This window comes from Paraburkholderia megapolitana (assembly GCF_007556815.1).
GTDB lineage: Bacteria > Pseudomonadota > Gammaproteobacteria > Burkholderiales > Burkholderiaceae > Paraburkholderia > Paraburkholderia megapolitana.
Genome location: NZ_CP041745.1, coordinates 2,231,962 through 2,246,315, shown reverse-complemented (window position 1 = coordinate 2,246,315; position 14,354 = coordinate 2,231,962). Strand labels below are relative to the sequence as shown.

Here is a 14,354-nt window from a genome sequence, read left to right as displayed (position 1 = left end):
CGGACGCTGCGCAGTCAGCGTCCGGACGATAACGCGCTGTTCAATGCGCACCGGCCGCCGCATCGGCACCACCACCGCCTTTTGCCGGCCGCGTGATCCAGATCAACGGAATGATCACGATGAAGATGACCGCCGAGATATAGAACACATCGTCGAGCCCCAGCATCGCAGACTGATTGTTCACCGTGGAATCGAACAGTGCGTGCGCGGACTGCACATTCAGATGCAACAGTGATTGCGTCGAATCGATCCAGTGGTTAAACAGTGGATTGTTGGCGTCAGCCTGCTCGCTGAGCCGCGTGTGATGCAGCACGGTCCGGTTGTTCCACTCGTTGCTCGCGAGCGAGGTACCGACCGCGCCGCAAAACACCCGCGCGAAATTCGACAGCCCCGCGGCCGCGGGAATGCGGTGAGCCGGTTGGCCGGACAGAATGATGGCGGTCAGCGGCACGAAGAATAACGCCATCGGAATACCTTGCAGCAGCGTCGGCAGTACGAGATGCCATGTATCGATGTCGGTCAGGTAGTGCGAGCGCATGAAAAAGACGCCGGCAAACCCGGAGAACGCAAGCGTCGCAATGATGCGCGCGTCGAGGCGCCCCATGATACGACCCATCGCTGGCGCAAGGAGCACCGCGAAAACACCGAGCGGTGCGGTGACGAGTCCCGCATCGACGGAACGGTAATTCAGGTATTCCTGCATCCACTGCGGCAACAGCACGAGATTGCCGAAAAAGACCGCATACGCAATCGAGATCGCAATCGTTCCGCCCAGGAAGTTGCGCTGCCCGAAGAGCCGGAGATCGACGATCGGATTCTCTTCGGTCAGTTCCCACATCACGAAGAACGCAAAGCTGATCAGCGCAACGATGGCGAGCACGACGATGGTCGTCGAATTGAACCAGTCGAGATCCTTGCCCTTGTCGAGCATCACTTGCAACGACGCGACCCACGCGATCAGCAGACCGAGTCCGACCACATCGATCGGCAGCTTGCGGGTTTGCGTCTCGCGGCTGCGGTAGATCGACCATGTCACGCCGGCCGCAAAAATGCCGACGGGGATGTTGATATAGAAGATCCACGACCAGTTGTAGCTGTCGGTGATCCAGCCGCCGAGCAGCGGCCCCGCAATCGGACCGACGGTGGCGGTCATGGCCCACAGCGATAGCGCTGTCGCCGATTTATGTTTCGGATACGAGCCCAGCAAAATTGCCTGCGACAGCGGAATCAGCGGACCGGCCACCACGCCTTGCAATACACGCGCGCCGAGCAGGATCGGCAATGTCGGCGCCATGCCGCACAGCCACGACGCAAGCACGAATGCGAGGATTGCGCCGACGAACAGCTTAACCTGGCCGATGCGCTGCGTGAGCCAGCCGGTCAGCGGAATCGATACGGCGTTGGCAGCGGCGAACATGGTGATGACCCACGTGCCTTCATCGACGGATACGCCGAGATCGCCCGAAATATTCGGAATTGCAACGTTGGCAATCGACGAGTCGAGCACGGTCATGAACGTGGCCAGTGCAACGGCGATCGTGGCAAGCACGAGCTTGCCGCCTTGCAGTGGGGGAGGTGCGGCGGGTGCCTGAGCCTGGGCCATGGGAAGTCTCGTAGGGTGTCGATGTTGAGGTCGATGTCGAGGTTGCTTACATCACCTTCGAACCGGTCTTTGCCGCATGGGCGGCCACCTTTTGTGCGGCACCGTTCGTCGCGGCATTCCCCGCGTTTTCGGCGATGATGCGGGCGATCTCCGCGTCGGCCTCGTCGCCGTAGTTCTCGAACACGCTGGTCTGATACACGGTGTTCTTTGCGCTCGCGAGTTCGCTGCCCGAGTCGCCCTTGATGTTCACGTCGACCTGCATCGACAGGCCAATGCGCAGCGGGTGCTGCTCGAGTTCCTGCGGATCGATCGCGATACGCACCGGCAGGCGCTGCACGACCTTGATCCAGTTGCCGGTCGCGTTTTGTGCGGGCAACAGCGAGAACGCCGAGCCGGTGCCGGCTGAGAAGCCGACCACCTTGCCGTGAAACACCACCGATGATCCATACGCATCCGCGGTCAGCTCAACCGGCTGGCCGATGCGGATGTGCTTCAGTTGCACTTCCTTGAAGTTCGCATCGATCCACACGCCGTTCAGCGGCACGACGCCCATCAGTGGCGTGCCCGGCGACACGCGCTGGCCGACCTGCACCGAGCGTTGCGCGACGTAACCGGTGACCGGCGCGGGCAACGTGTTGCGCGCGTTCGCGAGGTACGCGTCGCGCACTTTCGCGGCCGCGGCCTGCACATCCGGATGGCCCGCGATCGTCGTATTCGCCGTCAACGCGCGGTTTGCGGCAAGTTGCTGCTGGGCGGCGTCGAGCGCGGCTTCTGCGCTCTTCACGGCATCGCGTGCGTGCGAGATGTCTTCCTGCGATACGGCGCCCGTACCGGCAACCGTCAACCGACGCCGCAGATCGTCCTGCGCACGCGACAGATCCGACTGGCGGACGGCGACCTGGGCGAGGTATTGATCGTCGTTGGCGAAGAGGCCGCGAACCTGGCGCACCGTTTGCCCCAGGTTCGCTTCCGATTGCTGGAGCGCGACGCGCGCATCGGCGGGATCGAGTACGACGATCGGATCGCCGGCCTTGACGGTCTGCGTGTTGTCCGCGTTCACCGCGATTACCGTGCCGGTCACCTGTGGCGTGATCTGTACGACGTTGCCATTCACGTAGGCGTCGTCGGTGTCTTCATGGAAGCGGGCGATGAGGAAGTAGTACAGACCGTACGCAATCGCGGCGATCAGGATCACGATGACGAGTAACACCGTCATGCGTTGGCGTTTGCCGTTGTTGGTGGCCGGTTGAGTGTCGGCGGCAACTTGTTGCGGGGTGTTCATGGTGGACTCCGTACGCTTTCAATCTGTGTCGTTCGTTGGGAAGAAAATTCGGCTTCAGTTCGCTGCGCGCTGGGGCGTATTTGTCGCCGCGACCGGGCCATCGCCCGGCACCACGAGACCGCTCTGCGTTGCATCGAAACCGCCGCCGAGCGCCTTGATGAGGCCGATCTGCATATCGCGGCGGGTCATCTTGAGTGTGGTCACCGTCTGTTCGGCGGCGAGGCGGTTTTGATCGGCGCTCAGTACCTGCAACTGTTCTGTCAGGCCCGCCTTGTAGCGGATCGTGGCGAGCTGGTACGCCTTGGTCGTGGCATCGAGTGCGCGCTGCGCGTCGCCCATCTGTTGATCGATCGAACGGATCGACGACACCTGGGTCGCCGCATCGGTCAACGCGTTGATCAAGGTCTGGTTGTAGTTCGCGACATCGAGATCGAAGTCGGCATAGCGACCCTTCAGTTGAGAGCGCAACTCGCCGGCGTCGAAGATCGGCAGATGCACGGCCGGGCCGAACTGCGCCTGGCGGCTCGCGGAAGTCAGGAAGCGACCCCAGCCGAATGCATCGAAACCGAAGCCGGCCGACAGATTGACGTCCGGGAAGAACTCCGCCTTCGCTTCCTTCACGTCGTGCATGGCCGCTTCGACCTGCCAGCGCGCCGCGACGATGTCGGGACGGCGCGATACGAGGTCGGCGGGCAGGTTGTCCGGCAGCGCGACTGTCGCACCGGCGCTCAGTACCGGCTCGGCAATCTGCAAGCCGCGATCGGGACCCTTGCCGAGCAGCGCGCCGAGTTGGTAGCGGGTAGTCGTGATCTGGCCGTCGAGGTCGCTCAGGTTCGAGCGCGTCGTCGCGATGTTGCCGACTGCGGTCTGCTTCTCGACATCGGTATCGAGACCGGCGCTGACGCGGCCGTTGGTGATCCGGCTGATGTCTTCGCGATTGCGGATTTCACGCTGGGCGATATCGCGCAACGCATACAGCTGCGCCAACTGGTTATAGGTACTGGCCACCGATGCGGCCAACGTCACGCGAGCCTGCTGCACATCGGCTTCGGCAGCCTTTGCCTGCGACACAGCCTGGCCAAGCCGCTGACGATTCTTGCCCCACAGGTCGAGATCCCACGACGCACTGGCGAGCGCATTGTTCTCGCTATACCAGGTGCCGCCGTAAGGAGGCGGGTAGAGCCCGTTGGTCGAAAATAGCTCGCGGTTCCACGAATAGCTCGCATCGACCTTCGGCGACAGCGCCGAACGCGTGCTTTCGATATACGACGAAGCCTTGGCAAGACGCGCCTGGGCTTGTGCGATCGACGGGCTGCCTTCGAGCGCTTCGGCGATCAGCTTCGGCAGTTGTGGATCGCCGAACTGGTTCGCCCAGTCGAGCGACGGCCATTGACCGCCCTCGGCGGGCAGGCTCTGCGTCGACTCGACCTGCGCCGGCGACACGATCTGTTTGTCGCTCTTGATGCCGATGTAATTCGCGCACCCTGTGAGGGCGAGAGTCGTCATTGCGGCAGCGAGAACCATCCGGCGCGACAGCCCGGACGCGGATAGCGAAAGACGTCGCATCGCCGGATCTTGCGTATGAAAATATTGCTTAATAGTGGACATAGCAATTAAATTCTTACGAATTTCTATCAAAATTGGTTGCCGTAACATGATTTATCTCGATCGATTGAGCGTGGTTGGCGAGCAGGCGGCGCAGCATGTTTTTTAGAAATCCGACTTCCTCGGGCGTGAAGCCGGACAGCATCCGGTCGAGCACGTCGTTGAAAATGGCGGGCATCCGCGCAGCTATGGCCTGGCCGTCCGGCGTCACCGCGAGCCGGACGACGCGCCGGTCCGTCGTGCTGCGTTCCCGGGTCAGCAGCTCGCGTTGCGCAAGGCGATCGATCAGGCGCGTGACCGCACTGGCGTCGGTACCGAACTCCCGTGCGAGCTCGACGGCGAGGACGCATCGGCCGCTGGCGACCATGTACAGCGTGCGTCCCTGAGTGGCCGTAATGTCGAGTTCGGCGAGGGTGCGCTGCGTGACGAGGTGGGTCAGTGCCGAGGTCACCCGGCCAACTAGGTAACCCACGTTTTCACCCAGCTCGTAGTCGCCGATCGCGGACGAGGGAGGAACGATTTCGGTCATTTTCGAAGTGCCTAATCAATAATTGCCTAGGCATTATAGTGATACAACCGAGAATTGCCGCAGAGATTTGTTGCCGAAGCTAGAACACACAGTTGCAATTCGAGGCACCGCGAACCCGTCTACGCGGCGCTGTCCTTAGCTTTTCTGTAGCGTCGCCATGAAATAAACCTATTTCCACCCTAAGATGAGGGCCATTAGGATGTAAGAGTTGCCGCATTGAGTGGGCGCGCCGTGCGGGCGCTCAATGCGGCCGCACGGCCACGCATGATCAACGGAGGAGACGTATGTCGACTGAAGCAAAATGCCCTTTCAAATTCACCGCTGGCGGCGGCACGACGAACCGCGAGTGGTGGCCCAATGAGTTGCCGCTGAAACTCCTGCGCACGAATTCATCGCTGTCCGACCCATTGGACAAGGGTTTCAACTACGCCGAGCAGTTCAAGAGCCTCGACCTTGCGGCAGTGAAGAAGGACCTGCTCGCAGTGATGACCGACTCGCAGACCTGGTGGCCGGCCGACTTCGGCCACTACGGACCGTTTTTTATCCGCATGGCGTGGCACAGCGCCGGCACCTATCGCACCGGCGATGGCCGTGGCGGTGCGGGCTCCGGCCAGCAGCGCTTCGCGCCGCTCAATAGCTGGCCCGACAATGTCAGCCTCGACAAGGCGCGCCGGTTGATCTGGCCGGTCAAGCAGAAATATGGCCAGAAAATCTCGTGGGCCGACCTGATTGTGCTGACGGGTAACGTCGCGCTCGAGTCGATGGGCTTCAAGACGTTTGGTTTTGCCGGCGGCCGCGAAGACGTGTGGGAACCGGATGAAGCCGTCTACTGGGGCGCCGAAACGACGTGGCTCGGTGGCGACAAGCGCTACACGGGCGTGCGCGATCTGGAGAATCCGCTCGGCGCCGTGCAGATGGGGCTGATCTACGTCAATCCGGAAGGCCCGAACGGCAATCCCGATCCGCTCGCAGCAGCCGTCGATATTCGCGAGACGTTTGCGCGCATGGCGATGAACGATGAAGAAACGGTCGCGCTGATCGCCGGCGGTCACACGTTCGGCAAAACGCACGGCGCCGGTCCTGCGTCGCACGTTGGGCCTGAGCCGGAAGGCGCACCCATCGAGCAGCAGGGTCTCGGCTGGAAGAGCAACTTCGGCACAGGCGCGGGCAAGGACGCGATCTCGAGCGGTCTGGAAGTGATCTGGACCAGCACGCCGACGAAGTGGGGCAACGAGTTCTTCCACAACCTGTTCGGCTACGAATGGGAACTGACGAAGAGCCCGGCGGGCGCGCATCAATGGACGCCGAAGGGCGGTGCAGGGGTCGATACCTTGCCAGACCCGTTCGACCCGGCGAAGCGTCGCACGCCGTCGATGCTGACCACCGATCTCTCGTTGCGATTCGATCCCGCCTACGAAAAAATCTCCCGGCGCTTTCACGAGCATCCGGAGCAGTTCGCCGATGCATTTGCTCGCGCATGGTTCAAGCTGACGCATCGCGACATGGGTCCGCTCGCGCGTTATCTCGGCCCGGAAGTTCCGGCTGAAGAACTGCTCTGGCAAGACCCGATTCCCGCGCTCGATCATGTGTTGATCGATGAGCAGGACATCGGCGCGCTGAAGGGCAAGATCCTGGCGTCTGGGTTGTCTGTGTCGGAACTGGTTTCGACCGCCTGGGCGGCGGCATCGACGTTCCGCGGTTCGGACAAGCGCGGCGGCGCTAACGGCGGCCGCATTCGCCTCGCGCCGCAGAAGGATTGGGAAATCAACCAGCCGGCTCAGCTGGCAAAGACGCTGGAGACGCTCGAAGGAATCCAGAAGGCGTTCAACGGTGCGCAGTCCGGCGGCAAGAAAGTTTCGCTTGCCGATGTGATCGTGCTGGCCGGCAGTGCAGGCGTCGAGCAGGCCGCGAAAAACGCCGGCCATGCGGTGACGGTTCCGTTTGCACCGGGGCGCATGGACGCGTCGCAGCAGCAAACCGATGTGGAAGCCTTCTCGGTGCTTGAACCGTTTGCAGACGGTTTCCGCAATTACGTGAAAGGTAAATCTTCGGTATCGGTTGAGTCGCTGCTGGTCGACAAGGCGCAACTGCTGACTTTGACTGCGCCGGAACTGACCGTGCTGGTCGGCGGGCTGCGCGTGTTGAATATCAACTACGGACAGACGCAACACGGTGTCTTTACGAAGCGCCCCGGGACGCTCACCAACGACTTCTTCACGAACCTGCTCGACATGAGCACGGAGTGGAAGCCGGTGTCGGATGCCAACGACGTGTTTGAAGGTCGCGATCGTGCAACAGGTGCGGTGAAGTGGACGGGCACGCGGGTCGATCTGATCTTCGGTTCGAACTCACAGCTGCGTGCGCTGGCCGAGGTTTATGGAAGCTCGGATGCGCAGGAGAAGTTCGTTCTTGACTTCGTCGCGGCCTGGGGCAAGGTGATGAATCTCGATCGCTTTGATCTCAGATAGTGGGCGCTGGCGATAGGCCTTAGCGGTCTTTCCTGCATCGAAGTAGAACGGCTGATCGCGAGATCGGCCGTTTTTGTCTGGCGGTCGTGTCCGGTCGGCGCGGCAATCGCGCTTGCCAACCACCGGACGGGCACTATCAGGCCGGCCGATAAACCTGCGCCACCGAACCGAGCGGAAAAGTTTTCGAGCTGATCAGCTTGAGCGGTCTCGGCACAGGCAAATCGGAGAAGATCGGCACGCCTTTGCCCAACGCAACTGGATGAACGAGCAGGGCGTATTCATCGACCAGGTTCTGCGCGATGAGGCTACGCGCGAAGGCCGCGCCTCCGAGAGCGATGATCGGCTTGCCATCCTCAGCCTTCAGCCGGTTGATCTCGTCGGCCAGGTCGCCGCTGGCCACGTAGGCCTGTGCCCAGCTTTCCGCACCGGGTTGAAATTGTCCGGTTTGCGCCTGGGCCTCTCCGGGTTCTATGGTCGTGTCAGCTGCCTTCAGGATCGCCGGTCCCTGTTTTGAAAAGACCGCCTTGGGGATCTGGTTCATCGGCGGCGCGAACACCATGGTGGAAGTGGGCCAAAAGGTAGCCATGCTCCGAAAGGAGTTACTGCCCATGATCAGGAGACTCGCGTTCCATAAGTTCTCCACCTTCCACGCCACCGCTTCCTCGTCACCGGTAAATACCCACTTGATGTCGCCATTGGCGCCGCTGACAAAGCAGTCGAGCGATACGGACATCGTCAGGATCAACTTTCTCATTGCTTTCTCCTTGCCCTGGTGGTGTGCCGGAGATGGCCCGGCTTTCACTATCACGACGAACGGCGGGACTCGAATTCGACATGTCGTCAAAAAATTGGCGCCCGTTGCGATCGGCGCACGAAATATCGCACAACGCTCACAAAATTCAACAATCGTCGGAATCCATCACCTCTATATTTCGAACGACTGTCGATTCATGCCTATAAAACAACCATTCACGAGCGGGGAGTCCTGACCCGGGAAGCGGGTTGCCAACAATGAGACCCCTATGCAAGTCACATCGAAGAAATATTCCCGCATATACGATGGAAAGCCGATGCAGGGTGCCGTTTCATCACGGAAGGCACTCTGGGTATTGATGATTTGCCTGCCCCTGTCGGCCTGTGGCGGCGACTCACCCGGCAACGCAGCGTCAGCAGCAAAATCGTCGAAGACGTCAGCGGCATACAGCAAGGAACTCGCTGTACCGCCGCGCCTGCAATGGGAGGGAAACTATGGCTATTGCGGTGAAGTCTCGATGATTTCGGCGGGGCTTTACTACGGGCAATATATCTCCCAGTACGACGCACGCGCGATCGCCAGCAAAAATACGCCGCAGTACAAGGAGAACAGCCAGTTGCTGCCAGGCGTAAACGATGCGTACGCTGCCGCGCAGATGCATCTCAAAGCGATCGAGTGGGATGCGGCGGCCGAGACCGACACCAACAGCTTTCTCGCGTGGGTCAAGCAGAATGTGCTGGCCAGCTACCCGGTGATCATTGCGATTTATACCAATCGTTATCTGTTTGCTGGTTCCAGTAATCCCAATGCGGGCGATCCGGAGTACGACCACGTCGTGCCGGTCACCGGTATTGCGTCGAAACATCCACTGACGCGTCCCGCCACCTACTTTGGCGATGACGTCATCACCTTCAACGACGACGGTCACTGGACCCCGAAGGGCAAACCGGGCTACGTTTTCAGTTACTCGTTCGGCGACTTCCAGAAAAACCGTGCACAAGCCAATGCGCCGACAGGCTCCGTGTATTCGCTGCCCAATAACGGCACGAACTACGGCATTGCGATCACCGGTGTTATCGATCGGGACAATGAAACGGTGCCTGTCCGCTTGACGGTTAACCGCAACTACGAGAAACCCGACATCAAGCCCGGCTCCGGTCTGCGCCCGGCATCCATGCCGTTGATCCTGAAGGTGGAAGTTTCTGGTCTCAAGCCTGACGTAGCGTACAAGCTGTATCGCTACAACCGGATGGACGCCGTTCCGGATGGCGCATTCAATGCGCACGCGTCGCAAGCCGATAAACAGTGGGACATCTACATCGCTGCGGGATCGACCTACGTCATCACCGAGCCGATTCAGTCCAGTGATGTCGCGGTCTATCGGGCGGTTGCTGCGGACGCGAAGTAGATCGGCGCGTACCATTGGACAAAGACGCCGAAGCGGTAGTGGCGTTCACGGTGTTGAACGTCGGCCGGGAATATCCGCGGAGGAACGACGATGGCGCGATTGATGTCTGTCAATGTTGGCCTGCCTCGCGATATTGAGTGGAAGGGCCGCACCGTTCACACCGGCGTCTGGAAAACTCCTGTGAAAGGGCAGTGCTGGGTTGGGAAAACTAATCTGGCAGGCGATGGTCAAGGCGATCTTCAGGGGCATGGAGGCCCTAATCGCGCGGTTCTGGTCTACCAGTGCGAGTCGTATCGGCATTGGAAGACGCAGCTTGGTCGCGCAGACCTTGCTTTCGGCCACTTTGGAGAAAACTTCACGGTGGACGGACTATCCGATGCGGAGGTTTGTATCGGGGATCGATATCAGATCGGGCAGGCGTTGTTCGAGGTCACGCAACCTAGAGTGACCTGCTATCGGGTCGGTATTCGCCTCAATGAACCGAGGATGCCCGCATTGATGACATCGACTGGACGGCCGGGCTTTTACTTGAGGGTGCTGACGGAAGGCGTAGTCGGTGCAGGAGACGAAATACTGAAAGTGGGTGAGGCACAACCACGTATGAGCGTGTTTGAAGTCAACAACCTGCTGTACTCGAGTGCCCATCCTCGCGATCAGCTTGAGCGTGCGCTTCAGATTGATGCGCTTTCGCCGGGTTGGAGGTGTTCGTTTGAACAAATGCTTCAGGCCGGGCCGAACGGAAGAGGGCAGGCCCATGCTGGTTTGAGTCCATCGGGAGCAATGTACCCGGCAGCACCGGGGTTCCGTTCGCTTGCGGCCGTGAGGGTAGAGCGGGTGAGCGAAGACGTGGTCGCACTGACATTGTCGGATCTGCACAACCAGCCGCTGGATGTTCCGAAGCCCGGGCAATTCATCGTTCTACGCCTGCTACTTCCACCGGACGGTCGTCCCTCTTTTCGTAGTTATTCGCTGTGCGGTAGCCCATCGGCGTCGCAGTATCGAATCGCGGTCAAAGTTAACTCCGGGAGTGTTGTCGGCTCTTACCTGAGGGACCGGTTGCGCGAAGGTGACACGATCGAGGTTAGCGTTCCACGCGGTGCGTTCACGCTCAACACAGCAGACCACCCGATTGTATTTTTGAGTGCCGGTATTGGCGTCACGCCAGTTCTCGCGATGCTGCATGACGTGGTAGCAGCGCGTGTCGAGAGTCCGGTCTTGTGGCTGCATTCGGCTCGCGATGGACAACACCATCCGTTTGCAGACGAGGCGCGAGAACTGGTTAAGGCGTTACCGCATGGTCGGAGCTGCATCGCCTATAGCCGGCCATTGGCTGCGGATCGGCTTGGCAAAGGTTACGACGTAGCGGGTCACTTTTCTCGCGATGTCCTCCAGAGCATTGGGCTTGAGCCGAACGCTCAGGTTTACATTTGCGGACCCGGCAGGTTCATGGATGACATGACGAGTGCCCTCAAAAATCTGGGCGTAACGTCCGACCGTATACATTCCGAGGCCTTTAGCGGCGGTGAGTCGTTAAAACCAGGTATCGTAGGAGATTCGAACCGGAAGCCTCATACGCCTTCGAACGACGCCGATACAGGTCACCTGGTGTCCTTTGCGCGAAGCGGGGTTTCGGCGCATTGGGATTCGCGTGTCTACGGTAGCTTGCTTGAACTGGCGGAGGCGTGTGACGTCCCGGTTCGCTGGGCATGTCGGAGTGGTGTGTGCCATAACTGCGAGACGGGATTGATCGAGGGAGAGGTTCATTACGAGGTGGAACCCATCGATTTACCGCCGAAGGGGAACGTGCTTGTTTGCTGTGCGCGGCCGGAAGGGAATGTGGTTCTCGACGCCTAGAACTGTCGTAAGGATGCCAGCCGGATTCACGATATGCGGCGTCGAGAAGAAGCGTACTGAAAACGTGAAGTGAGACTACATGGAACGGGATGGATTGATATCGGGAGCATCGTGGGAGCGTGTCGTTGGTAGCTACTTCGCCAGCGTGACTGCAGGGGCCCTAACGGTAGTTGCGGCAATCGAGCTGAGCAGGATCACGAGTTTCGAGAGCGCGACGAATTTTAGTCTGCAGCACAAGGCTGTCGACCTGCTAACCATGACGGGAATCGAGTTCGTCCTGATATGGGTAATCGGGCTCGCGACTATGGCAATTCCCTGTGCGCTTCTTTCGATGATTGCGCGGGCATTCGCGATTCGTTGCTGGGTCTTCTACGCGGTTGCGGGGATAGCCGTAGTGATGCTGGTGATATGGGTGAATACTGCATTTATCGACGTACCTAACCAGTACTCCAGTCCCGATGGCGATACGCCGATTACCGTACTTCAGGAGCTGCTGACGGCAGGTCGATATTTCGGGTTGGCTGGTGGGGTCGCTGGTCTTACGTTCTGGAGATTGGCCGGTCGTTACTACTGGTAACGGAGTCGCGGATCACAAGCTACGAGCGCCTTGAGAAGAAACAACGCGAAGGATCGCGTAAGCGGTTGTGCATCTTCCGCTACGCACTCCTCCGCGCTCGTTTCAACGGTGTGACGTTGTCTTTGGGAATCGCACTGGCTATTTTCTTGCCGCCGCCTTTGGGCGCAGATTGATCATTCGTAGGGACCAAAGGGCATCGAATTCAGCTATCAAGCTTTCTCGCGTTGCACTTCGCTCACCTCGCTCGATCAACTCATCGATCGTGGCTTCGCCATCCGCGAGTTCCAGTAACGCGTGTGCGTCCCGGGAAAGCGATTGTTCTTCGGCAGTCACCATATTGACGAGGGAAAGAACCGGAACGGCCGTGGAATTGCCGGCGTAAGACTGGGCCTTCTTAAGATATATGTGGTCGGGAATTGCAACAGTGAACTCGCCAAAGCGGCTTCGCCAGGTCGGTTTTCTCGCAATCAGATAGTTATCGACCACAAGGTAGTTCAGTTCGGTGGTAAAAAAACATGCGAATGCATCTTGAACGGAATCTATGATCGGTTCGGCGTTGTTGTTAAAAGAGGTATTCAACAGGACCGGAACACCCGTTTTCTCGCGGAACGCATTGATCAATTCCCAAAAACGCATATTGGTCGATTTGGAAACGGTTTGAACCCTTGCGGTCCCGTCAATATGGGTCACCGCACCAAGCCGAGGAGACGACCGCCTTGTTCGAAGCACGAATGTCATATATGGGAAATTTACCTGAGATTTTCCCACTTCGAAATATTCCGCCACGTATTCTTCAAGCACGGAAGGTGCGAACGGACGATATGCCTCGCGTTTCTTGACTATGGCATTGATAATCCGTTTATTCTCTTCCGGGCGAGGATCAGCCAGAATGCTTCGATTACCCAACGAACGTGGACCGAATTCCGAGCGCCCCTGGACCCATCCGATCACCGCGCCGTCTGCGATCAGGGACGCAACTTCTTTCGAGCGATCGGTAAGCTCGACAACATCGGCAAATGCACTCCAGAGCGAAACCTCATTCTCGATTTCTTCGTGAGGTCCAATATCCTTTCCTAGAAAAACATGCGGCAAAATCGTTTGTCTGCTTTCCATCCGAAAATTTCGATCGATTTCGAGGGCAGCTCCCAGCGCGCAACCCGCATCGTGCGCGGCCGGTTGTACGAAGATCTCGTCAAACATTCCCTCATATAACAACTTCCCATTCATGCTGCAGTTATGCGCCACGCCCCCCGCGAGAGCGAGATTTCGCATCCCGGTGTGCTGCTGGAAGTGGCGGGCTATATGAAGGCCGATAGTCTCGAGTACATCCTGCAACGCAGCGGCAATGTCTTTGTGCTCTTGCGTAAAGGCTTCACCTTTCTGCCGCGGCGCCGCGCCCGGACCTAGCGCCCCGAGAATTGCATGGGGGATTTCAAAGAAATTAAGGTCGTACTCACCATCCGGCTTCAGGGAATAAAATTGATCGAATATTGGTTTGAAGCGATCTGGATTTCCGTACGGCGCAAGACCCATCACCTTATATTCATCGAACATTCTATAACCAAGCAACTTTATGACATGATCGTAGAAGAGTCCAAGCGATTGGGATCGTGAATAGCTGTGAATCTTTTGCAGCTGACGTTCCTTGCTTAAATACACGGTCCCCGAATCATAATTTCCGAATCCATCCAATGTTATGATGAGGCCTGTGTCGAACGTCGACATCGCAAGCGCGCTGACAGCATGACACTGGTGATGATCCACAAAATTTATCTTATCAGCATCGATATCAACACCGAGATCCGCACTCAGATTGTCACGGAAAAACGCCCTTATTGATTTCATGGGCGGCAATTTTCCGTTGTGCAAATACATGTCTCTTATAATGAAATCGGTAAATGATTCATCGTTATAATATGCAAATGCATCGACATCGGAAGCGCGCACTCCGTGGATATCCAGACAGGCACGTATCGCCTGCGAAGAGCGTTTGTTGGAATGCTTGATGCGATCCAGTCGCTCCTGCTCAATGGCCGCGACTACCACTCCGTCTTCTACAAGAACAGCCGCCGAGTCGTGCCCCAGTTGAGTATCATGCGGATACGTCACATCATGGACGTTATTTATTCCACCACTAAACCCGATTGTGAGCATTTTATAATCCCGCACTCTGAAGTTTAAATAGCAATCAAGACGAACCGCCCCCGATTTGGCGGAGGCTCGAATGGAGCCATGAATAAATCGAACAAGTTTTCTGCTGAAATTCGCGAACGG

The 14,354-nt window shown here is 58.5% G+C and carries 10 protein-coding genes; 4 read left to right on the top strand and 6 right to left on the bottom strand.

Annotated elements, in window-relative coordinates:
• Window positions 1–40: 40 nt before the first annotated feature.
• The 4 genes from FNZ07_RS23300 to FNZ07_RS23285 are packed head-to-tail and all read right to left on the bottom strand — an operon-like array spanning window position 41 to window position 5,019.
• Window positions 41–1,603, bottom strand: coding sequence for a DHA2 family efflux MFS transporter permease subunit (locus FNZ07_RS23300; RefSeq protein WP_091012971.1), 1,563 nt, complete (start codon window positions 1,601–1,603; stop codon window positions 41–43).
• Window positions 1,604–1,649: 46 nt separating this feature from the next.
• Window positions 1,650–2,885 (bottom strand): HlyD family secretion protein, encoded by a 1,236-nt coding sequence (locus FNZ07_RS23295; RefSeq protein WP_091012967.1) that lies wholly within the window; start codon window positions 2,883–2,885, stop codon window positions 1,650–1,652.
• 54 nt (window positions 2,886–2,939) lie between these two features.
• Window positions 2,940–4,451: an efflux transporter outer membrane subunit gene (locus FNZ07_RS23290; protein WP_091012964.1), complete on the bottom strand. Its 1,512-nt coding sequence runs from the start codon at window positions 4,449–4,451 to the stop codon at window positions 2,940–2,942.
• A 55-nt stretch (window positions 4,452–4,506) separates the two neighbouring features.
• Window positions 4,507–5,019 carry a MarR family winged helix-turn-helix transcriptional regulator gene (locus FNZ07_RS23285; protein WP_091012960.1) on the bottom strand — a complete coding sequence of 171 codons (513 nt, stop codon included), beginning with the start codon at window positions 5,017–5,019 and terminating at the stop codon, window positions 4,507–4,509.
• A gap of 284 nt (window positions 5,020–5,303) precedes the next feature.
• On the opposite strand from FNZ07_RS23285, the gene katG reads away from it, so the two are divergent.
• A complete protein-coding gene (katG, locus tag FNZ07_RS23280) occupies window positions 5,304–7,487 on the top strand; it encodes a catalase/peroxidase HPI (protein WP_091012957.1) in 2,184 nt (727 codons plus the stop codon).
• Window positions 7,488–7,623: 136 nt separating this feature from the next.
• Here katG and FNZ07_RS23275 read toward each other — a convergent pair whose 3' ends face one another.
• Window positions 7,624–8,241 (bottom strand): dihydrofolate reductase family protein, encoded by a 618-nt coding sequence (locus FNZ07_RS23275; RefSeq protein WP_091012954.1) that lies wholly within the window; start codon window positions 8,239–8,241, stop codon window positions 7,624–7,626.
• 268 nt (window positions 8,242–8,509) lie between these two features.
• Between FNZ07_RS23275 and FNZ07_RS23270 the strand changes: the two genes are divergently transcribed.
• The 3 genes from FNZ07_RS23270 to FNZ07_RS23260 all read left to right on the top strand — a co-directional run bounded on the left by FNZ07_RS23270 (window position 8,510) and on the right by FNZ07_RS23260 (window position 12,080).
• Window positions 8,510–9,649 (top strand): hypothetical protein, encoded by a 1,140-nt coding sequence (locus FNZ07_RS23270; RefSeq protein WP_211367996.1) that lies wholly within the window; start codon window positions 8,510–8,512, stop codon window positions 9,647–9,649.
• Window positions 9,650–9,739: 90 nt separating this feature from the next.
• Window positions 9,740–11,503 (top strand): MOSC and FAD-binding oxidoreductase domain-containing protein, encoded by a 1,764-nt coding sequence (locus tag FNZ07_RS23265; RefSeq protein ID WP_091012951.1) that lies wholly within the window; start codon window positions 9,740–9,742, stop codon window positions 11,501–11,503.
• Window positions 11,504–11,582: 79 nt separating this feature from the next.
• The gene (locus FNZ07_RS23260) at window positions 11,583–12,080 is read left to right on the top strand and encodes a hypothetical protein (protein WP_091012947.1); all 498 of its coding nucleotides are present in this window, start codon (window positions 11,583–11,585) and stop codon (window positions 12,078–12,080) included.
• A 138-nt stretch (window positions 12,081–12,218) separates the two neighbouring features.
• Here FNZ07_RS23260 and FNZ07_RS23255 read toward each other — a convergent pair whose 3' ends face one another.
• A complete protein-coding gene (locus FNZ07_RS23255; protein WP_091012944.1) occupies window positions 12,219–14,234 on the bottom strand; it encodes a carbamoyltransferase family protein in 2,016 nt (671 codons plus the stop codon).
• Window positions 14,235–14,354 lie beyond the last annotated feature (120 nt).